Below are 22,069 nucleotides of genomic sequence, written 5' to 3'. Positions count from 1 at the left end.
AATGTCAGTAGACGATTACTTTACTTTGTCCACAATGCCTTTGAAGGCAGCGGGGTGGTTCAGGGCCAAATCAGCCAGCACCTTACGGTTCAGCTCGATACCAGCTTTCTTCAAGCCACCCATCAGTTGCGAGTAGGACAAGCCATGCTCACGGGCACCAGCGTTAATACGCTGAATCCAGAGTGCGCGGAACTCACGCTTTTTGGTTTTCCGGTCACGGTACGCGTAGAGAAGGCCTTTCTCAACGGCGTTTTTCGCAACGGTCCATACATTTTTACGACGGCCATAGTAACCTTTGGCCAAACGCATTACTTTTTTCCGACGAAGGCGCGAGGCCACGTGGTTGACACTTCTGGGCATAACCTGCTCTGTTTTTGGCGGCCGGCGGCGGACAATTTGCCGCGGCTTGCGTTTCTACCGGACGCCTGGTTTGAATTAATTAACAATTAATAAGTAGGAAGTAGGAATTGGATGTAGACTATGTATTAGTACTAACGCTCAATTCTTACTCATTCATTATTAATTAGATATTCAGCATATCCTTCACGCGCGGCATGTCGGCCGAGCTAACCAGCGTTACGTGGGTAAGAGCACGTTTCTGCTTGGTGGTTTTTTTGGTGAGAATGTGCGATTTGAAGGCGTGCTTCCGCTTCACCTTGCCCGTTCCGGTGAGCGTAAAACGCTTCTTAGCACCGGATTTCGTCTTTACTTTCGGCATTGTGTATGTATTGAAAAAAGGGAAATGCAGAGTTGCGTGTGCCCCTACCCTACCCAGAATCTACTCCTGATCGGGAGCAACTTCTTTGGCAGGTTTCGGTGCGCCTTCCTTAGCAGGTTTAGCTGCTGCGGGAGCTGATTCTTTCACGGCAGGCTTCGGCTTGGGTGCTACTTTGGGTGCCAAGTACAGGAACATGCGCTTGCCTTCTAGCTTGGGTAGTTGCTCTACCTTAGCCAGCTCTTCGAGCGCCTGCGCAAACTTGAGTAGCAGAATTTCGCCACGCTCTTTGAATACAATCGAGCGGCCTACGAAGTGTACGTAGGCTTTGATTTTGGCGCCTTCCTTCAGGAATTCCTGTGCGTGCTTTAGCTTGAAAGCGAAGTCGTGATCATCCGTGTTGGGTCCGAAACGAATTTCCTTTTGCACGACTTTCGTCTGCTTGGCTTTCATTTCGCGGGTGCGCTTCTTCTGCTCGTACTTAAATTTCGAGTAGTCGATAACGCGACAAACGGGCGGTACAGCAGTAGGCGAAATCTCAACTAGGTCAAGGTTTTGCTCCTGCGCCATACGGCGGGCTTGCTCAACAGGATAAATGCCCTGCTCGACGTTGTCGCCGACCAGACGCACCTCACGGGCCGTGATTTTATTGTTAATCTTGAACGGCTCCTCCACTTGAGCGCGGGGGATGTAACGGCGATTTGGGGTAGCTATGGGTAGGTCCTCCTTCTAAAAGTGGTGGTCTAATCAGATAGTGAAAGGCCCCGGCGAAAAGTCGCTAGGGCCTATTCAGGGGGCAAATATCCGCTTTTTTTTTGAAATCTGAAAGTTTTGCTATATAAAATTGCGGGATTGGGGCTGCTTTCCCTACCTTTATTTCATAAGCGTGGCTACTTCAGATTGAAACTTCGCAATGAATTCATCGACAGGTAAAGATCCCAAGTCTCCCTCGCCGTGGCGGCGCACGGAAACCTGACCGTTTTCCTGTTCTTTTTCGCCCACAATCAGCATGTAGGGCACTTTAGAAATCTCTGCGTCGCGAATTTTACGGCCAATTTTTTCGTCCCGGTTATCAATAGAGCCTCGCAGTTCTTCTCCCTGAAGTCGGTCGTACACCTGCTGGGCATACTCCTGATACTTCTCCGAAATGGGTAGGATGGCGAACTGCTCGGGAGCCAGCCACAGCGGGAAATTGCCGGCGCAATGCTCAATCAGTACGGCTACAAAGCGCTCTAACGAGCCAAACGGCGCCCGGTGCAGCATCACAGGACGCTGGCGGGAGTTATCGGGAGCTACGTACTCCAGGTCGAAGCGCTCGGGCAGGTTGTAGTCAACCTGAATGGTTCCTAACTGCCACTTGCGGCCCAACGCGTCACGTACCATAAAGTCGAGTTTGGGGCCATAGAAGGCTGCCTCGCCGTACTCGGTTATTGTGGGTAGGCCTTTTTCAGCAGCTGCTTCCTGAATAGCACTTTCAGCCAGTGCCCAGTTCTCGTCGGAGCCAATATACTTGGTCTTGTTCTCAGGGTCGCGCAGGGAAATTTGCGCGGTATAATCCTCAAAACCCAAGGCACGGAACACGTAGAGTACAAGGTCGATAACCTTCTTGAACTCGTCCTTTACTTGATCGGGGCGGCAAAAGATGTGCGCGTCGTCCTGTGTGAAGCCGCGCACGCGCGTGAGGCCATGCAACTCGCCCGACTGCTCGTAGCGATATACCGTACCAAACTCGGCTAGACGTAAGGGCAAGTCGCGGTAAGAGCGCGGCTTGGTCTTATAAATCTCGCAGTGGTGCGGGCAGTTCATGGGCTTGAGGAAAAACTCCTCACCCGGGTTGGGCGTTTTGATCGGCTGAAAGGAGTCGGCCCCGTATTTTTCGTAGTGACCCGACGTGACATATAGTTCCTTGGAGCCAATGTGCGGCGTCACCACGGGCAGGTAGCCCGACTTGATTTGGGCCTTGCGCATGAACTGCTCCAGACGTTCGCGCAGGGCCGTACCCTTGGGCAGCCATAGGGGTAGGCCAGCGCCTACCTTCTCCGAAAAAGCGAATAGCTCCAACTCTTTCCCCAGCTTGCGGTGGTCGCGGCGCTTGGCCTCTTCCAGCTTTTCCAGGTACTCGGTCAGCTCCTTGGCTTTGGGGAAAGTGATGCCGTAGATGCGCGTGAGCTGCTTGTTTTTCTCATCGCCGCGCCAGTAAGCACCGGCTACGTTCAGCAGCTTTATCGCCTTGATGGGCGACGTATCGGGCAGGTGGGGGCCGCGGCAGAGGTCCACGAAATTACCTTGCTGGTAGAACGTAATGCTGCCGTCTTCCAGGCGGTCAATCAGGTCCAGCTTATACGGATCATCTTTCTCAGTGAAATACGCTACCGCCTCAGCCTTGGGCACAGGACGGCATTCGAAGCGGCTTTTCTGCTTGGCCAGCTCCAGCATCTTCTTTTCGATAACAGGAAAGTCGTCGGTTGAAATCGTCCGGCCTTCGCCCAGGTCGATATCGTAGTAGAAGCCGTTTTCAATGGCGGGCCCAATGCCCAGCTTCACGCCTGGGTAGAGGTCTTCCAGCGCTTCGGCCAGTAAGTGAGCCGAGGAGTGCCAGAAGGTCATTTTACCACCGGCGTCATTCCAGGTCAGGATTTCCAGCTTGCTGCTCTGGTCAATTGGGCGGTGCAGATCGCGCACTTCGCCATCAACGCGCACGGCCAATGCATTGCGGGCCAGCCCTTCGCTGATGCTGGCGGCTACATCGTAGCCCGTGGCGCCGGCCTCAAACTGGCGGACGGAACCATCGGGGAGCGTGATGTCAATCATCGGTAATTCGTTGTCAGGGTTAGTTGTTGGGTAGCTGGAACAGGATGCGCACCATTACCCACTGTGTAGAAAGCGCAAGTTAGCAGCTTGAGGTGGATTTAAACCGGTATTTCATTTCGTGCCTACCCCTAGTCCTCTTCATGATTCGCCGTAGTCGGGCGCGGGGCAAGTGGCGCCACAGCCGATATGCGGCTACGGGTGGTATCGCCTGAGAACCCACGGGCTCGCTCGCCAGTTTTCCAGGCTTTGTAAGTCCAGTGGCGATTGCCGGGGTTTTCGGCCACCAATTGTCGGTACTGGGCCTGCGCCTCGGTATAGCGACCAGTATTCTCCAGACTTTCGGCTAGCTGTTGCCGGGCTTCCGGCAGGCGGGGCGCCCGCCGTAGTGCCCGTTGCAGCGCAGGAATAGCCATGGCGTATCGCCGCTGCTCGTAGGCCAGTTGCCCCAGGTGATAATCGGCGCGGTAGAGGGTAGAGTCTTGCTGCAAAGCCTGGGTGTAGTAGTGCAATGCACTATCGGGTGCAGCCTGCAATTCAAACTGCCGAGCATAGTCGTACAGCAATGGGGCATAGTTGGGGTCTAGCTTGAGCCCGCGCGCAGCGTACCGCCCCCCTTGATCTGGCTGATGATAGGCGTTGAGCAGAAAGGCCAATTGATGCAGGGTTTCGGCCTGGCGCGGGTCGCGCGCTAAACTGGCCCGCAGATAATCAATGGCTTGTGTAGTATCGCCGGTGGCGGCAAAAGCTAAACCTTTGTAGAACAAAGCCGCCACATGATCGGGCTCTTGCTGTAGCACTCGGTCGAGTTGGTCGAGCGCCGCCTGGTAATGGCGCGTCGCCAAGTTAGCCTCGCCTACCAGTAAGTTCAGCTCGGGTGAGGCAAAGCCATGGCGAGCAGCCTCGTCGGCAGCAGCCAAGGCGGCCGTCAGATGGTACTTGGCGCGTAGGGCACGGGCCTTGGTGAAGTAGAATTCACCGGGGCCGTCGTCTAGGTCCAGAGCTTGGTTGATATCCTGCAACGCCGGCTCCACCTGGCCTGCATCAAGCCGGAAAGCAGCGCGCCGGGCATAAAGCGAGGCATTGCCGGGCTGGCGGGCAATAGCACCATCTAGCTCTTGGGCCTGAATATGAGGACCGCTTTGCACGGTAGCCAGCGGTACCATCCGGTCGGGCCGCTCGGTGGGGCCACTGCAACTCGTTGTCAGCAGTACAGCTGCTACCCAGACCAGCCAGTGGCGTTGTTTGCTTTTGTCCCGCAGCCTATCATGTGCTATCACTCTTCTTGCTTCTTTTGACAAAGATACAATCCTGGCACCACGCTTAGTGCTGGAAGCTGGCTGGACGGCGCTGCTGCCGACGACGAGCCTGCAACAACATTGCCCGACAGCGCCGGCTTACTTCCAACTCGTCGCTGGTAGAAGGGGACAGCTGCACGGCTTCTTCCAGTATCAGGCGGGCGTTGCGGCGCTGGCCTTGGTTGCGGTACACCCGCGCCAAGTCGTAGCAGAACTGAATGCGGGTAGAATCGAGCTCATGCGCGCGCCGTAACGCATCAATGGCTTTGCGTGAGCCGGCACCGCCAGGCATTCCACCCAAAAAGAGCTTCGTAAAAATGCGTTCCAGAATATTATAATGGTCTACGCGGTAGTGCCAGCGCCCTAGTAACTGCCAAGTATCGGCCCACTCGGGACAGCGGGCCACAGCCATAAAGACGTAAGGTTTCATCGTTTTATAGGCGTGCAGCCGGCTGCGGGCCGTAAGCAACGTAGCTCGGTTCACTAAAGACAAGGCTACCACATAGTTGCCCTCTCCCCCCATGGGCTGCACCACCAGTGCCCGGTCGGCAAACTGCCTAGCCGATATAAAGTAGGCCCCACGCCGGGTTTCGTCGGTGTAGCGGGCGCCAATACGGACGCTGAGCAAAGCAGCCTGCCACAAGGCCTCGTAACAGCGCGAGTCTTGGCGTAGGACTTCCTCGTATTTACCCAACGCCTCCGATTCCTGATAGGCGGCCTGTAGCATATGCGCTTGCTTCAACAATTTCTGCACCGTCACGGAATCGTTGGTGGCAGTTGTCGATGCCGCGACGTGACGCCCCAAAAGGCACCCCAGCAGCCATAAAACCAGAATATACCGTTTCATACGCACGCGCTTTTAACGGCTACGGCAGCACTTTGGTGCCTGATAGGGGCTTAATGCATTGCAGGGTAGGGCCAGCAACTACTGGCCCTACCCTACGCACATCTTAAAAAAGCTTTAACTGTGATTTAGGCCGACGTAACAGCGCCTGCGCGCGCTCCACTTCTTCGGCCGTCACGTCCACTGGCTCCTGCAAATCTGGCAGGTCGTTGGGGGATGGTGTGGCCGCTGGGCGCGGAATGGTGGCCGGACCGCGCTTTTTGCGAGCCTCGCGGCGTTCTGGCTCGGGGCCTTCGTCAGTGAGTAGTGTGAGGGCGTGAATTTTGTAGTAGGTCAGCTTATTGCCCTGAGCTTTCCAGCCCTTCACGTCGATGAACTCGTGCAGCAGGAGTTGCTCGGTTTCGCGGTCGGCTTTCTTTTCCCGTTGCATCTTCACCTCTACCGTTGGCTCGGGGTTAGCGGTAGCCGCCAGCAGTTTAGAGCCTTTGCTTTCCGAAATGAAAATAAAGCGCTTGTCCAAGGTGCTAGTTTCAATGCGGAAGCGCTTGACGTAGTGCGTTTTCGTTTCGCCTTCCATATACACAGCGCTCAGTACCGTTTCGGGCTCCAACTTGCGCAGCAGCACCATATTGGGCACGTCGAAGTGGTGGCCCGGATCGGGCGATTTCAGTTCGTAGCTTCCGTCTTTGTAAAGCACCAAGATGGTGTTGTCAGTATCAAAGGTACCTAGGTAGCGGCCGTGGCCAGCGGTATTCAAGCGCCCTACTACCGCATCGAAGAACATTTCGCGTCCGCCCAGGGTAGAGTCGCCCAGACTTTTCTGGGTGATTTTTTTGATGGGTTGCTTGGTCACAATGTTGCCCATCGAGCCCTTGCCCTTGATGGCCAACTCGGCAAAGTCAAAGTCGAACTGCTTCACGCGGGCCGGGGCTTTATCCGATAGCTGCACGCCTACCACCTCCGATTCGGAGTTGGGGTTAGCCGTGAGATACAGCGCTTTCGAGCCTTTCGAGCCCTTGGTCAGGTCGTAGGTTTTGTCGCGGGTGATACCCGTGACCAGGAAACGCTTGGCGTAGGTGATGCCTGAGGCGCCGTCGAGGTACATCATGTTGTACACCAGCCGGTCGTCGTTCTTATTATAAATACCCACGTGCAGAATATCCTTCCCCACAAAGGTCTTCTCGGCCACTTTGGTCACCACGAATGAGCCGTCGCGGCGGATGGCGATGATGTCGTCGAGGTCGGAGCAGTCTACTACGAACTCGGCTTTGTCGTCTTTTTTCAGACCATAGCCCACAAAACCGTCCTGGCGGTTCACATAGAGCTTTTGGTTGGCAATGGCTACCTTCTGCGCCGTCACCACGTCGAAGGTGCGCAACTGGGTTTTCCGCTCTCTACCCGCGCCGTACTTTTTCAGCAGGCCCTCGAAGTAGTTGATGGCGTAGCGCGTGAGGTGCACCAGGTGGTCGGCCACTTCGGCCATTTCCACCTCCAGGCGCTGAATGTACTCGTCGGCCTTGAACCCGTCGAATTTAGAAATGCGCTTGATGCGGATTTCGGTCAGGCGCGTGAGGTCGTCTTCGGTGATGGCGCGGCGCAGCACAATGCGCGTGTCGTTGGCGCGGGCTTTCTCGCCGTCCACGCGCACAAACTTTTTCAGGCCCGCGTCCATGATTTCCAGGATTTGCTCCCAGGTTTCGGCTTCTTCTATCTTGCGGTAGATGCGGTTTTCAATGAAGATCTTCTCCAACGACGCCGAGTGCCACTTTTCTCGCAGCTCATCCTGGCGGATTTCCAGTTCCCGCTCCAGCAGCCGCAGGGTTTTGGCGGTGCTCATGTGCAGCACGTCCTCCACCGCCATAAAGCGCGGCTTCTCGTCGATGATGACGCAGGTATTGGGCGAGATGCTGATTTCGCAATCCGTGAAAGCGTAGAGCGCATCAATGGTGAGGTCGGGCGACACGCCGGGGGGCAGCTGCACCTGAATCTCAACCTCCGCCGTGGTGCTATCCACGATTTTCTTAATCTTGATTTTGTTGGCTTCCGTGGCTTTCACGATACTCTCCATCAGCGCCGTGGTGGTGGTGCCGTAGGGAATATCGCGAATCACGAGCGTGGTTTTGTCTACCTTTTCGATGGTAGCGCGCAGGCGAATTTTGCCGCCGCGCTGCCCGTTCTGGTAGTTGCTCACGTCGCAGAGGCCACCCGTCGGGAAGTCGGGGAACAGCTCCACCGCCTTGCCCCGCAGCACGTCGATGCTGGCCTTGCACAGCTCGCGGAAGTTGTGGGGCATAATCTTCGTGCTCAGACCCACGGCAATGCCCTCCACCCCTTGTGCCAGCAGCAACGGAAACTTCACGGGTAGGGTCACGGGCTCGCGCTTGCGGCCGTCGTAGCTGAGCTGCCACTCGGTGGTATCGGGGTTGAAAACCACATCAAGCGCAAACTTGCTCAGACGGGCTTCAATATAACGAGGCGCAGCAGCCGAGTCGCCGGTGCGAATGTTACCCCAGTTACCTTGGTGGTCGATCAGCAGGTCCTTCTGCCCCAAGTTCACAATGGCGTCGCCAATGCTAGCGTCGCCGTGGGGGTGGTACTGCATGGTCTGGCCGATGATGTTGGCTACCTTGTTCAGGCGGCCATCATCCATCTCCTTCATCGCGTGCAGGATACGGCGCTGCACAGGTTTCAAGCCATCTTCGAGGGCTGGTACAGCGCGCTCCAGAATTACGTAGCTGGCATAGTCCAGAAACCAGTTCTGGTACATGCCGCGCACGGATGAGATGTCGTGGATGGTTTCGCCGGGGGCAAACTTCGCTTCCACTTCCTCCTCTTGCTCTGCTGGTTCGCTCAGCTCCTCGCTTTCCTCCGCGTCGATAGCGGCTTCCGGGTCAGCGGCGGTAGGCGCTTCCTCATGGGTAGCAGCCAGGTCTTCGGCTTCGCCCGTAGCAAACAAATGGGCCGCTGTAGTAGCGGCGCCAAAGTCGAGCGTATCGCCCGCACCGAACGATTCGGGCTGCGGGTCGGTCGGATTCAGGTCGTGGGGGTTGTTTTCTTCTGACACAGTTACGTGTGGCCGGAGCCACGTTTTTTGTTCTTGTACCTCTCTCCTACCCTGCTTCTCGCCGGCTTACCTAGCCTGTTACTTGTGCAAAGTAAGGTAGGTCGGCGAGAAGCTTCCTACTAGGAGGCTATCTATATACTTGTTATACTACCTCAATCTCGGCTGCTTCCAGCTGCTCGGCCGGCGCTTCTTCTACAGGCAGTACATCACTGGTAATCAAATCTTTTTCCAAACGCAGGTTATCGATGATGAACTCCTGACGGGCAGGCGTATTCTTGCCCATGTAGTACGTCAGGATTTGCTGCACCGAGCGCTCGGCCTGTAAGATGACGGGTTCCAAGCGAATATTGTCGCCGATGAACTTACCGAACTCGTCGGGCGAAATTTCGCCCAGGCCTTTGAAGCGGGTAATCTCGGGGTTGCGGCCTAATTGCCGAATGGCCTGCTGCTTTTCCCCCTCGTTGTAGCAGTAAATCGTCTGCTTTTTATTACGGACGCGGAACAGCGGCGTTTCCAGGATGTACACGTGGCCGTTGCGCACCAGATCGGGGAAAAATTGCAGGAAGAAGGTCAGCAGCAACAGTCGGATGTGCATACCGTCTACGTCGGCATCAGTAGCAATTACTACCCGATTATAGCGCAGGTTTTCGATGCCTTCCTCAATGTTGAGGGCATGCTGCAAGAGGTTGAACTCCTCATTTTCGTACACAACTTTTTTCTTCAACCCGAAGCAGTTCAACGGCTTACCGCGCAGGCTAAATACAGCCTCAGTTTCCACATTACGGCTCATGGTAATGGAGCCCGAGGCCGAGTCGCCCTCCGTGATGAACAGGGTAGTCAGCTGCTCGTTGTCGTGCTTGTTGTCGCCAAGGTGCAGGCGGCAGTCGCGGAGCTTGCGGTTGTGCAGGTTGGCTTTTTTGGCGCGCTGGTTGGCCAGCTTTTTCACGCCGGCCATGTCTTTGCGCTCCCGCTCGCTCTGCTCGATGCGTTTTTTGAGAGCTTCCTTGGTGTCGGGGTTCTTGTGGAGGTAATTGTCGAGGTGCTCCTTCACGAAGTCCAGAATGAACCCACGCACCGTGGGGCCATCGGGGCCCATGTTGAGGCTACCCAGTTTGGTCTTGGTCTGGCTCTCGAACACCGGCTCTTGCACCCGCACCGAAATGGCCCCAATCACAGACGCCCGAATGTCGGCCGCGTCGTAGTCTTTGCCGTAGTGCTCGCGCACGGTTTTCACTAAGGCTTCGCGGAAAGCGGCCAAGTGCGTGCCACCCTGGGTGGTGTACTGCCCGTTCACGAAGGCATAATGTTCCTCTCCGTAGTCGTTGCCGTGGGTGAGGGCAAGCTCAATATCTTCGCCTTTCAGGTGAATGATGGGGTACCGCAGGCTTTCCTCATCGGTTTTGTGGCGCAGCAGGTCCAGCAAGCCATTCTCGGACACGTATTTCTGCCCGTTGAAGTGGATAGCTAAGCCAGCGTTGAGGTAGCAATAATTCCGGATCTGGCTTTCCAGATACTCCGGAATAAAGCGGTAGTTCTTGAAAATGGTGTCGTCGGGCTCGAAGACCATCAGCGTGCCATTACGCTGGCTGGTCTTCACCGGCTTGGGGTTTTTCTGCAATTCTCCGCGGGCAAACTCAGCGCTTTTCTGCTCGCCGTCGCGGGTGCTTTGCACCAGGAAATAGTTACTGAGCGCGTTCACCGCTTTGGTGCCTACCCCATTCAACCCTACCGATTTTTGGAATACCTTGCTGTCATACTTACCGCCGGTGTTGATCTTGCTGACCACATCCACCACCTTTCCCAGCGGAATACCGCGGCCGTAGTCGCGCACTTGCACGCGGGTGTCGGTAATCTTCACTTCAATGGTGCGGCCGTAGCCCATCACGTGCTCATCAATGCAGTTGTCGATGACTTCCTTCACCAGCACGTAAATGCCGTCGTCGGCGGCCGAGCCGTCGCCGAGCTTGCCAATGTACATACCCGGCCGCAGGCGGATGTGCTCACGCCAGTCGAGGGAGCGGATGCTATCCTCGTTATAGGCGTGGGCGGGCGGTGCGAGGGGGAGTTGTTCGTCGGCCATAGAAACAGGTAAAAAGCAAATTTGAGGTAAAATAACACAGAAAATCGGCCTTTTTTCGCAAGGGTGCGTAAAGGCCGGCACGGGTAGATAACGTCGTGTTTATTTCGCAAAAAGCGAATGACGTTAGCAAAACCTCACTCATCCAGTCATAGTTCACACTGAACTCCCAAATGTAGCCATTTTAGGCCTCTTTTCCCACTCCAACCCTCCCAATTTTATTAGCTAATGCTACCCCATTCCAATAATTTTAATGCGCCACGCCATGCGGCACCAGCAGCTGAGGTTAAGCAGTCAGCGGTGGTGCACTACACGTTTGTGCTCATCGGTATGTCGCTGCTGGTGTACGTGCTGCACAAGCTAGATGGCATTATTCTGCCTCTTGCTTTCTCTGCTTTGCTGGCGGTCCTGTTGTTGCCTGTTTGCCGTCGGCTGGAGGTCTGGGGACTTTCGCGCATACTCGCTATCGTTGTATGTCTGCTGTTGGTAGTAGCCCTGCTTATCGGGCTATTTTATGTGTTTGGAACGCAACTCATGCAGTTTCGCAATGAGATACCGCTATTTCAGCAGAAGCTAGCGCTGTATTTCGATCAGATTCAGCAGATGCTCAGCTCACGCTTTGGTTTTCAACCGATTAGCAAAGACCAAGTAATTGATCAATCGTTGGAAACGCTGAAAAACCGTGCGGGCGGCTGGCTGGGTACTACCTTAGACACGACTACCAGCGTGCTGAGCGTAGTCACGCTGATTCCCATTTATATCTTCTGCTTGCTGTACTACCGCGACCACATGCGGCAGTTTCTGTTCCGCTTCGTGACGCCGGACAAGCGTACTTCGGTGCTCAATACGATGGATAACATCCAGACGGTGGTGCAGGCCTATATTTCTGGTCTGCTCACGGTTATCGTCATTGTAGCTATCCTGAACGCTATTGGCCTGCTAATTCTGGGGGTGAAGTTTGCCATCTTCTTCGCCATTTTCGCTTCGGTACTGGCCGTTATTCCTTTCATCGGCATCTTCATCGGCGCGGCGCTGCCTACCCTGATCACGCTGGTAGAAACCGGCTCGCCGCTGAAAGCCCTGGGCGTTATTGGCGTTTTTACCATTGTGCAGTTCCTGGAAGGCAACTTCATTACGCCTACCATTACAGGCTCTAAGGTAAGCATCAACCCCATGGCAGCCATTATTGCGCTGATACTGGGCGGCGAATTGTGGGGCACACCCGGTATGATTCTGAGCATTCCGCTGACGGCCGTGCTGAAGGTGATTTTCGACGCGTCGAAGTCGACGGAACCATGGGGCTTTTTGCTGGGCGACGTGGCGGACGGGGAGGACGACCCTGATAAGCCGAAGAATCAACCTGGTTTCTTTGGTCGCATGTGGCAACAACTTTCGGGCAAATCGTAACCCGGCCGAAACTGGTTTAGTATAAAGAGCACAACTGCATTAGCAGAACCCTAAACTCTTCCACTATAAACACCTACAGCCATGGCTGCTATTACCGAAAAAACCGCTCGCGCCTACAGTGACCTCGTAGAAATCAACGAAACTGGTGCTAAAGGCTACCAAGAAGCCGCTGAAGGCGTGTCGAACCCACAATTAAAATCAGAATTCAGCCAGTTGAGCCAGCAGCGCGCTCAGTTCGCCAGCGAGTTGAAACAGCACGCTAGCCAATATGGCATCCAGACGGATCAGGAAGGTACCATTGAAGGTGCAGTAGCTGACGCTGCCGCTGCCGTACACCGCGGCTGGATCAACCTGAAATCGGCTATTACCGGCCAAGACGACAACGCCATTCTAGGCGAAGCCGAAACCGGCGATGCTACGGCCCTGAAAGCCTACGAAACTGCTCTGAGCGCCGAAGGCCTGCCCCAGGAAGCAAAAAGCCTGATTCAACAGCAGCACAGCCAGATTCTGGCCGCCAAAAACAAAATCACGGCGATGAAAAAAATAAGTATTGCCTCAACAGCAATGCCTATAGTGAAAGCGACCCGCATCATGCGGGTCGCTTTTTTTTGTGCGCCTACCCATCAAGGTGAATAGTGTGTGTGCAACCTTACGGGGTAGTATCTTTGTTACCAATCTGATTAGCATTGTACCGACTTTATCAGTAGCGCTTTTGTACGCCATCATCGACCTTGAAACCACCGGCGGGCAGCCCACCCAGGACCGCATCACGGAAATAGCCATCTTCATCCACGACGGCGAAAAAATCGTGGACCAGTACAGCACGTTGCTGAATCCGGGTCGGCAGATTCCGTTTTTTATCACGCAGCTCACCGGCATCAACGACGAGATGGTGCGGGATGCGCCGCCTTTTCATGAGGTGGCTCGCAAAGTGGTGGAAATGACCGAGGGCTGCGTGTTTGTGGCACATAACGTGCGCTTTGACTACTCGTTTCTGAAAAAGGAATTTGCCGACCTAGGCTACAACTACTCGCGCAAAACGCTGTGCACGGTGCGCCTAAGCCGCTCCTTGATTCCGGGGCAACCCAGCTACAGCTTGGGCAAGCTCTGCCAGAACATTGGGATACCGTTGGAGGGTAGGCACCGCGCCGCCGGCGACGCCCACGCCACGGCTATTTTGTTCGACAGGCTCCTGAAAATTAGCCAGCAGGATGAGGCACTGCAAACGCCCGGCACGTCGGCGGCTGATACGCTGGCCGCTGTGGATGCCGTGGCGCCCGCCGGCAAGAAACCCAGCGCCCGCAAGGTGAAGGCCGTGCAGGAGGCCATCAAAACGGCCTTGCTGCCGCCGCTTATCACGCCCCAGCAGGTAGCAGCCCTACCCCAGGAGGCGGGCGTATATTACTTCCACAACGAGGCGGGCGAGGTGATTTATGTGGGCAAGAGCATCAACATCTACAAGCGCATTCAGCAGCACTTTGCGGTGGATTATAAATCGCGCAAAAGCCTGGAATTCAAAAACTCTATTGCTGATATCACCTGGGAGCTGACGGGCTCGGAACTGGTGGCGCTGCTCTACGAGTCGCACGAGATTAAGCGCCTGAAGCCGCTGTATAACCGCGCCCAGCGACGCTCGGTGTTTCCGGCGGGTATCTTCCTGCGGACCGATGAAAACGGCTACAAGCACCTCTACTACGGCCGCGCCGACGACCACAGCGAGTCACACCCGCTCATTGCGCTAGGTAATCAGTTCAAAGCCAAGGGGTTTCTGTTTCACAAGGTTTCCAAGTTCAACCTCTGCCAGAAGCTGTGCGACTTGTACAAGACCACGGGCTCGTGCTTCGACTACCAGGTGCACCGCTGCAAGGGTGCTTGTGTAGGTTTGGAGCCACCCGAGGAGTACAACCTGCGGGTAGAACAGGCCATTGAGTCCTTTACCTACGAGCACGGCTCTTTCGTGGTGATTGGGCCGGGCCGCACGCCCTTCGAGCAGACGATTGTGGTAGTAGAAAATGGCCGCTACCTGGGCTTCGGCTATGTCGACGACACTTTTTCGGCGCGGCGGCTGGACGATTTCAAGGAGGTTATCACCCGCTACAACGACAACAAGGACGTGCAGCAGATCATCCGCCAATATGTCCGCACCAAGCGGCGTGGCGAGAAAGTGAAGGTGTTTAAGTAGTGTAGTGGCAAGATTGTGACTACACTACTTCACCATTTCTAATACAACCGATGACGGAGGAGCCAGCCGGTGCCGTCGAACTCGTTGGCGGCGGGTTGGTAGTCTTTCACTTTGATGGCTTTTCCTACCTTCACGATATTGCCATCGTTGCTGTTGTAGAGGGTAATGCGGTTAGAGGTAGTGCTTTGGGGAAGCTGTTGGCGGATAGTATCCTGCCCAGCACCATCGTAGAGGTGAATGGCGATGCGGGCGTCGGGTAGTCCGTTGATTTCGAACACGTCGTTGCCGCCCAGCCCGAACAGCTTGATAGAGCGCGTATCGCGGGCGTTGAATACCCGCTGGTTAATTAGGGTAGGCGCTTGTTTTTGGATTAGCCGGTAGACGCTGACGCGCACCTGCCCTACCCCGGCTGGCTCCACCACAAACTGCTCCGGCTCGTCGGTGCCGGGAATTTCTATGTCGCGGGCGAGCAGGCTGTAAAACTTGGCCGCTACAGCCGGCAGCTGGTCGCGGCGGCTGCGTAGCTTCTCGGTGAATTCTTCACCCGACAGCGCATAGATTTCCGGCGTCCACACTTGCAGCGAGCGACGAATGACGTCGTCGGTGAGGCGCTGACGCAGAGAATCAGCTACTTCCTGAAAATCCTTTTCCGATAGGTATACCAGCAGCGACTTGTCCATGGGGCGCGCGGCGCGGTTGAGGCCTTCCACATCGGCGAGTCGGATGTTTTTGTGGAAGCTCTGGTAGTTGGTTTTCACCCAGCCGATGAGGTGTGTCAGTAGCCCGTCATCGAACTTGAAAAAGGCGTGGTCCCGGTCGCGCGGAATGGCTTGGTAGCGCGTGCTGCTGTCGGCAGATGGAAAGCTGGCCCAGCGCCACTGGTCTTCCCGACGGCTCCAATCGCCCAGCCACATGTCAAACAAGCGCGAGCGAAGGTATTGCCGCGCATCGACGCGGTAGCGCGCACTGCCTATCAAGTTGGTGAACACCTTGCGCGAGCTTTCTACCCTGGCCGACTGCCCAAAGCTGCGTACGGTGCTCTGGTCGCCATCGGGACGCTCCTCCAGCAGGTAGAGCGCGTTGGCGTAGTCTTTCCGAAACTTCCCCAGGGCCGGATCATCGCTCAAATACCCCAGAATGGGGTTGGTGTGGTATACGCCCGCTGCCTCGGCCAGCACCGGCACAATGAACGCGCCGTAGGGATGAATTACGCTGGTTTGATCTTTCATCAGCCGCCCAATGGGACCCTTTTGCAGCCGGGCGGGTAGGGCCTTGGTGGCATCCTTGTCCACGGAGCGTAGCACGTACTCCACACCATTGCGGTCTTTGAGGCGCAGGTTTTTGGTCTGAAAACTCCCGCCAGCCTGCATGGGCGTAAGGCCGCCGGGCACTACGGTACTTAGGTTGAAGACGCGCACGGGCACGGGTGTAGCCCACTCTTTGCGGTAATGGCGCCCCCAAAAAAACTTATACACGCGGCCACGCGCGTACTGTGGCCCCGCTGCTACCTCTACTACGGAATCGGGGCCAATACCAGGCAGCACAAAAGCAGCCTCAGGCGCGGGCGAGGCACACGAAGTATTTAAAAGAGCACACAGCACACCCGTTATCAGAACCTGAAGACGGTGCGAGGAGAAAAAAACGGACACAAATCAGAAGGAAATAGTCAAACGAAAAGCAGCCTGCATCGTTCTGCTCGTCCGTATACCCCAACCAGGCAGCAGCGGTTGTACAATTAGGGTTGACTTTTCTGTTCTGGTTGCGTTTAAGGGGCTACCTCTCTCTTCTTCCTGCTCTTTTATATGCTCTACCGCTACTTGTTGGGCGGCGCGTTGCTGACTGGTATGGCAGGCTGCGCCCACCATAACACCTTTTTTCAGCGTGATGCCCGCGTACTGCCTCCTCCCACTGCCGCCCTACCCCCGGCACCGACTCGGTGCTGGCTACTGCCGGACGCCACTACCAACGTAGTGGCTTCTACATGCTTTTCTTTGGGAAGCACTACCGGGAAGTGTGGGCCACACCCGTGCAAGTGCCCGTGCTGAACCCAACCACCGAAATGGGCGGACTGAAATTTGAAAAGCGCGGCGGCGGCTTTCAAACCACCAGTGCCACCGTGGAAAGCCAGGAAGGACGCGAATATGCCCTGCGCACGCTCGATAAAGACCCGTACCGAACCCTACCCAAAGTATTGCGCCATACGTTTGTGCTAACGTTGGTACGCGATGCCACCTCGGCTGCCAATCCCTACGCTGCCCTCACGGTACCACCGCTGGCGCAGGCCGCCGGCGTGCCGCACACTCACCCGCGAATTTTCTACGTACGTCCTGGCGAAACTGGCTTGGGTGCTGTGTCGGAAGATATGCAGGGCAAGCTGGTGATGCTAGAAGAAAAGTTTGATGGCGCCGAAAACCTCACACCTGCCTTCGGCAATGCCGTGGATCTGGCTGATACCGACGACGTACTGGCCGAGCGCTACGCCTCCCCTACCCACCAGATCGACCAGTTGGCCTTTGCCCGGGCCCGCCTGTTAGACATCCTGATCGGCGACTGGGACCGGCACGAGGGCCAGTGGCAGTGGGCCGTGTATGCGCAAAACGGCCGCACGCTCTACCGTCCCGTGCCCAAAGACCGTGACCAAGTGTATTTTCGGTTTGATGATGGCTTGATTCCCTGGCTGATGTCGCGGAAGTGGGCCGTGCGCAAGTTTCGCACGTTCCGGCCGCGTTACGAAGATATTCCCGGTACCGTGCGCAACGCGCACTTTCTGGATACCCGTGCCCTACCCGAAGTCACAGCCGCGCAGTTTCAACAGCTAGCCACTGACTTGCAGCGTCGCCTCACCGACTCGGTAATTGCCGTGGCCGTGCGCCAATTGCCCCCTCCTATCTATAAGTTGGAAGGCGAGTACATTGCCAAATCGTTGCGGGCGCGCCGGGATGCGCTGCCGAAAGCTGCGCAAGAGTTCTATCAGCTGCTGGCCGAGCATGTGGAAGTAGCCGGCACTGATGAGAACGAACGGTTCGTGACCGAACGCCTTTCCGACTCTACTACCCGCGTGAGTGTGTATCGCCTACCCGAAAAGAAGGGGCAGACAGTGGACCCACGTCCCTTTTACCAGCGCACGTTTCGCACGCAGGATACCAAGACCATCACGTTCTATGGTCTGCGCGGCGAGGACGAGTTTGTGGTGCAGGGAAACGTCAATAAAGGAATTCGCCTCAACATCCACGGCGGCCCCAACGAGGACATGGTAGTGGACTCGTCGCAGGTAGCGGGCGGCAAAAGAAGAACGTTCTACTACGACACCAAAACCGGTAACGAACTCACGGAAGGCCCCAGCACCGTTGACCGTCGCCGCCGCGGCGTTGCGGCTCATGCCTACGACCGAGAGGGGTACTAGGGAGCGACTGAGTGACTGGGTGCATGCAAAAGCGGCTGTCATCCTGAGCAGCGCGAAGGACCTTATGCCAGTTGAACGAGTCGTTAACACGATTATCGTTCTTGTGTGAGAAGGTCCTTCGTGCTGCTCAGGATGACAGCCGCTTTTGCATGCACCACTTCACAAATTCACCACTCACTATTTCACTTCCGCTAGCATATCCAGCACCATGTGCTCAGTAGGGGAAAGCAGGTCATTTTCGGTGGGGTCTACGTCGTGGCGGCGGAGGTAGTCGATGAGCTTATCGGACTTGAATAAGTCGACTACTTGGGGGTGAATGTAGTATTTGGAGCACACCGTGGGCGTGTTACCCAGGCCGGCGGCTACGTCCTTCACGGCACGCTTCAGTACTTTGTCTTTCGGCAGGTCGGGCTCTTCTTCCAGAATGGCTTCCAGACACGTCACCATTTTTACTGTGCCGCCCCAGGTGCGAAAGTCTTTGGCCGACAAGGCCATGCCCGTTACCTCGTGCAGGTAGTCGTTCACGTCGCCCGATTCCAGCTCGGCGCGGTGGCCGGTGGCATCATAATACTGAAACAAGTGCTGGCCGGGTATATCCTTGCACTTGCGCACCAGGCGGGCCAGCTTCCGGTCGTGTAAGGTCACGTCGTGGGGTACGCCTTTTTTGCCCACAAAGCTGAAGCGTACGTCGTCGCCTTCAATTTTCACGTGCTTGTCGCGCAGGGTAGTCAGGCCGTAGCTCTTGTTTTTCTTGGCATACTCCCGGTTCCCTACCCGAATGAAGGACTGATCCATCAGCAGCAACACCAGCGCAATCACCTTCTGCTTGTCCAGCTTGGGGCGGCCCAGGTCTTTGCGCAAGCGCTGGCGCAGGGCGGGCAGTTGCTCGCCAAAAGCACGTAACCGGCTGAATTTGGTGAGGCTGCGCGCCTGGTCCCAGGCCGGGTGGTAGCGGTACTGCTTGCGGCCCTTGGCATCGCGCCCAGTTACCTGCAAGTGGGCATTCGCCGAAGGCGAAATCCAGACGTCCGTCCAGGCCGGCGGTATCACATAGCCGTGGATGCGGTCCAGCACCTTCTGATCGGTTATTTTCTCGCCTTTGGCCGAAGTATAGGTGAAGTTTCCGGCGCGAGTGGCCTTGCGCGTAATGCCCGGTTTGTCGTCGGTGGCGTAGCGCAGGCCGGCCAACTCGGCTTGGCGAGCGGGGTCTTTGTAGAGCAAGTGCGCTTCTTCCAATGGGTCGAGGCGCTTCTTCTTGGTTTTGGGGCGGGGGGTGGTAGTAGTCGACATAAACAAAAGCTCCGCTCACCGAAGCTGGTGAGCGGAGCTTTCTTACGCAGAAAAGGGAGAGTAGGTACGCCAGATCTGCTGCTTTTCGTGTGCTGGCTATTAGCGCTGGCCACGGCCACCACCGCCCGCTGGCTGTGGCGCTGGCGTGGTGCTGGGGTCGGCACCTTCGCCACCCTCTTTCAGGTCGTCGTTGTTGACGGAGCGACGACGGCGGCGAGGCTGCGCATCGGCCACGCTCAGCTTGCCAATCCGGTAGCTGAAGTTTACTTTGAAATTCAGGCGGTTCGGGATGTTTTCGCTGTTTTGCACCAGCAGCGGCGAGGTGAATTCGGTACGAATCGGGATTTTGGGCGAGAAGAAGTTTTCGGCGCCCAGGCCAATGCTGCCGCGCTTCTCTGCAAACTCGCGGCGGATGCTGAGGCTGTATACCCCAAACCCGCTCTGGTAGCCTTGCAGCTGCACCTGGCGGCCGCGGGCAAAGCCGAAGGCCTGCAAGCTCCAATTGTCGTTGAGATTGTAGGTACCAAATAAGCGGCCGCTAATCACAAAGCCTTCATTACTGGCGTTATAGATGCGGTCATCCACGTTGTTGCGCAGCACGGCGTAGTAGAAATCGGGGCCACCGTTCAGCGTGAATTTGTTGCCAATCTTGGCATTCACAAACAGGCTACCGCCGTAAGCGTTTTCCTGCCCGATGTTGTCGTAGGTGGTGAAGATGGCACCCGGCGACAAATTGTACGACTCAATTTCCTGCTGCGTGGCCGGCCGGCGCACTGCCTGAATAGAGCCCGTGGTATTACGCGCAAACACCGACATATTCAGCAGAATATTTTTGATGAAAGTGCTGTAGCCCAACTCGTAGTTGTTGGTGTACTCTGGATCCAGTGTTGGATTACCCTGTGAAGGGCTACGCGTGTTGGAAGCCTGCACGTTGGGGTTCAGGTAGCGCAGCGAAGGGCGCTGAATCCGGCGGTTGTAGGCGGCCTTAATCACGTTGCCGTTGGCCAGCTTGCGCGAAAGGTTTACGCTGGGCACCAGCACCCCGTACGACGGAATGTTGGTGGTATCGGTAGCCTCGTTGGCAAACGTGGCATCAATGGTCGTGTACTCGTAGCGGGCACCGGCCTTCAAGGTGTACTGCTTCAGGAAGCTAAGCGTGTAGGCGGCGTAGGCGGCAGCCACGTTCTGCTTGTAGTCGAATACGTTATTAAGGCCCGCGTTTTCGAGCGGCACAAACGCACCTTCCGACAAGCCCTCGGCGCGCAGGTAGGTGTAGTCGCTGTTCACCTTGCGCATAATGTCCTTCACCCCAAACTCTACCAGCTGCTTGTCGCCGATGGGCGTCTGGTAGTCGGCCTGTACGGTCAGCTCCTCGTTGTAGTTCTCGTTCAGGTTTTTGAGGCGATACGGCGTAGTGCTAGCGCCGGAAGTGGTATTGATTATATCGGTAATAGTGTTGGTGAAGTCGTTGTTGCGGTTGTTGCGGCTGTATACACCCAGGAAGCTAAATTCCTGCTGGGGCTTGTCGGTGGTGTGGGTGTAACCCAGGCTCAGGTCCACGTTGTTCGACTTGTCGTTGGTGCGTACGTTGCGCGTGTCGCCCGTACGGCGCAGGATGGCACCCGATTCGCCGTAGAACTCGGAGCGCGTGAGCAGGTCGTCCTGGTAGTCGACCCCACTGCGCAGCCCGTAGCGCACAGAGGCTGCCAGGGAGTTGTACTTGTTAATGTCGAAATCCCAACCCAGCGTATAGCGCCCGAAGGTGTTGTTAGAACGTGTATCGGCCTGCTGGCGGGTAGTAGAAGCCAGCGCGCCGGACTCATTAAACGTCTGCTGATCGTTGGAGAACGAGCCGGGCGTGTTGTAGCTGGTGCGGCCCCAGCCACCCAGCGAGAAGCCCATGCGCCCTACCCGGTAGCCCCCGTTCAGGCCCAGGTTGGAGGAGCGGTTGCCCACGCTGGTATCAACGCTGAGGGTTTTGCCTTGCAGGTTGTTTTTCTTGGTAACGATGTTGATGATACCGCCCGAGCCTTCGGCGTCGTACTTGGCCGAGGGTGAGGTAATCACTTCCACCGACTTAATCTCGTCGGCCGGAATCTGCTTCAGCGCGTCGGAAATGCTGCTGGCCGTAATGGTAGAAGGCTTGTTGTTGATGAGCACGCGCACGTTTTGGTTGCCGCGCAGGCTCACGTTGCCGTCGAGGTCTACCGTGAGCAGGGGCACGCGCTTGAGTACGTCGGTGGCGTCGCCGCCGCGGGTGGTCTGGTCCTGCTCGGCGTTGTATACGGTACGGTCTACCTTCTCTTCAATCAGAGAGCGTTGGCCCTCCACGCGCACCTCGGCCAGCTGCTGGGTAGCCGAAACCAGCGATACGGTGCCCACGTTCAGATTGCCGTTGCCTACCGTAATGGGTTTCTCTACCGTCTTGTAGCCAATAAAGCTGAACTGAAGCTGGTAGCTGCCAGCGGCCACGCCGCTGATGGTAAACTTACCCGCGTCGTCGCAGGCCGCGCCATCAATAGGCTTACCGGTGGAGGTATCAATAAGAGCAACTGTGGCAAACGGTACCGGCTTTTTGGTACCAGCATCCACGACGGTACCCGTGATGCGGGCATCGGCGGCAGCGGCCTTTGTGGCTCCTGCCGGGGCTGCGCCCATCGGCCGGGAACCGCCCACGAGGGTAAGACCCGCGGGCGTTGTTTGTGCCAGCGCCACGTGGCCGCACAGCAACAAACTCACAAAGGATAAAGGCTTTTTCATGAAGTAGTTATAATAAAAGAGAAGTCAGGGGCGTGTACGTAAGTCGTGCAAAGCCAGCTACCGATACTGGTTTTACTTTTTGGACTCACGACAGAGTACCCAAAACAACAAGATGGGTTGCTTCCAACTAAAACAAATAGATTGCCTCGCCGCAAACGCCGATGAGTTGGGGCGTTTGTACCGATTGATGTTGCACTGGTGATTCAGGGACCTATTGGCAG

The 22,069-nt window shown here is 56.3% G+C and carries 14 protein-coding genes and 1 pseudogene; 4 read left to right on the top strand and 11 right to left on the bottom strand.

Annotation, left to right across the window (positions count from 1 at the left end):
* Nucleotides 1-15: 15 nt before the first annotated feature.
* The 8 genes and pseudogenes from rplT to F1C16_RS06945 form a co-directional block, all read right to left on the bottom strand.
* Nucleotides 16-360, bottom strand: a complete 345-nt coding sequence (rplT, locus tag F1C16_RS06980) for a 50S ribosomal protein L20 (RefSeq protein ID WP_185283617.1) — start codon at nt 358-360, stop codon at nt 16-18.
* 163 nt (nt 361-523) lie between these two features.
* Nucleotides 524-718 carry a 50S ribosomal protein L35 gene (rpmI, locus tag F1C16_RS06975; RefSeq protein ID WP_185283616.1) on the bottom strand — a complete coding sequence of 65 codons (195 nt, stop codon included), beginning with the start codon at nt 716-718 and terminating at the stop codon, nt 524-526.
* Nucleotides 719-871: 153 nt separating this feature from the next.
* Nucleotides 872-1,429: pseudogene (gene infC / locus F1C16_RS06970) on the bottom strand (translation initiation factor IF-3); the annotation flags it as partial.
* A 159-nt stretch (nt 1,430-1,588) separates the two neighbouring features.
* Entirely contained in the window at nt 1,589-3,526 is a 1,938-nt protein-coding gene (gene thrS, locus F1C16_RS06965) for a threonine--tRNA ligase (RefSeq protein WP_185283615.1), read from the bottom strand.
* A gap of 128 nt (nt 3,527-3,654) precedes the next feature.
* A complete protein-coding gene (locus tag F1C16_RS06960; RefSeq protein ID WP_185283614.1) occupies nt 3,655-4,803 on the bottom strand; it encodes a tetratricopeptide repeat protein in 1,149 nt (382 codons plus the stop codon).
* A gap of 43 nt (nt 4,804-4,846) precedes the next feature.
* Nucleotides 4,847-5,668 (bottom strand): hypothetical protein, encoded by an 822-nt coding sequence (locus F1C16_RS06955; protein ID WP_185283613.1) that lies wholly within the window; start codon nt 5,666-5,668, stop codon nt 4,847-4,849.
* 103 nt (nt 5,669-5,771) lie between these two features.
* Nucleotides 5,772-8,519: a DNA gyrase/topoisomerase IV subunit A gene (locus F1C16_RS06950; protein WP_374940599.1), complete on the bottom strand. Its 2,748-nt coding sequence runs from the start codon at nt 8,517-8,519 to the stop codon at nt 5,772-5,774.
* A 352-nt stretch (nt 8,520-8,871) separates the two neighbouring features.
* A complete protein-coding gene (locus tag F1C16_RS06945) occupies nt 8,872-10,809 on the bottom strand; it encodes a DNA topoisomerase IV subunit B (RefSeq protein ID WP_185283612.1) in 1,938 nt (645 codons plus the stop codon).
* Between the two features lie 225 nt (nt 10,810-11,034).
* Between F1C16_RS06945 and F1C16_RS06940 the strand changes: the two genes are divergently transcribed.
* The 3 genes from F1C16_RS06940 (at nt 11,035) to F1C16_RS06930 (ending at nt 14,395) form a co-directional block, all read left to right on the top strand.
* Nucleotides 11,035-12,213, top strand: a complete 1,179-nt coding sequence (locus F1C16_RS06940; RefSeq protein WP_258049052.1) for an AI-2E family transporter — start codon at nt 11,035-11,037, stop codon at nt 12,211-12,213.
* A gap of 81 nt (nt 12,214-12,294) precedes the next feature.
* Complete coding sequence (locus F1C16_RS06935; protein WP_185283611.1) at nt 12,295-12,849, top strand: PA2169 family four-helix-bundle protein; 555 nt, start codon at nt 12,295-12,297, stop codon at nt 12,847-12,849.
* 76 nt (nt 12,850-12,925) lie between these two features.
* Nucleotides 12,926-14,395: an exonuclease domain-containing protein gene (locus F1C16_RS06930; RefSeq protein WP_185283610.1), complete on the top strand. Its 1,470-nt coding sequence runs from the start codon at nt 12,926-12,928 to the stop codon at nt 14,393-14,395.
* A gap of 38 nt (nt 14,396-14,433) precedes the next feature.
* Here F1C16_RS06930 and F1C16_RS06925 read toward each other — a convergent pair whose 3' ends face one another.
* On the bottom strand, nt 14,434-16,044 hold the full coding sequence (locus F1C16_RS06925) for a hypothetical protein (protein ID WP_185283609.1): 1,611 nt from the start codon (nt 16,042-16,044) through the stop codon (nt 14,434-14,436).
* Nucleotides 16,045-16,376: 332 nt separating this feature from the next.
* Between F1C16_RS06925 and F1C16_RS06920 the strand changes: the two genes are divergently transcribed.
* Entirely contained in the window at nt 16,377-17,798 is a 1,422-nt protein-coding gene (locus F1C16_RS06920) for a hypothetical protein (protein ID WP_185283608.1), read from the top strand.
* Between the two features lie 177 nt (nt 17,799-17,975).
* Here the strand turns inward: F1C16_RS06920 and F1C16_RS06915 are convergent, their stop codons facing one another.
* Together F1C16_RS06915 and F1C16_RS06910 are read right to left on the bottom strand one after the other, a co-directional pair.
* The gene (locus F1C16_RS06915) at nt 17,976-19,088 is read right to left on the bottom strand and encodes a DNA topoisomerase IB (protein ID WP_185283607.1); all 1,113 of its coding nucleotides are present in this window, start codon (nt 19,086-19,088) and stop codon (nt 17,976-17,978) included.
* 99 nt (nt 19,089-19,187) lie between these two features.
* The gene (locus F1C16_RS06910; RefSeq protein ID WP_246601618.1) at nt 19,188-21,848 is read right to left on the bottom strand and encodes a TonB-dependent receptor domain-containing protein; all 2,661 of its coding nucleotides are present in this window, start codon (nt 21,846-21,848) and stop codon (nt 19,188-19,190) included.
* Between the last annotated feature and the right edge of the window lie 221 nt (nt 21,849-22,069).

Source organism: Hymenobacter sp. NBH84, assembly GCF_014217645.1.
GTDB lineage: Bacteria > Bacteroidota > Bacteroidia > Cytophagales > Hymenobacteraceae > Hymenobacter > Hymenobacter profundi.
Note: the sequence above shows the minus strand (reverse complement) of the source record. Positions and strands in the feature narration are given on the sequence as shown.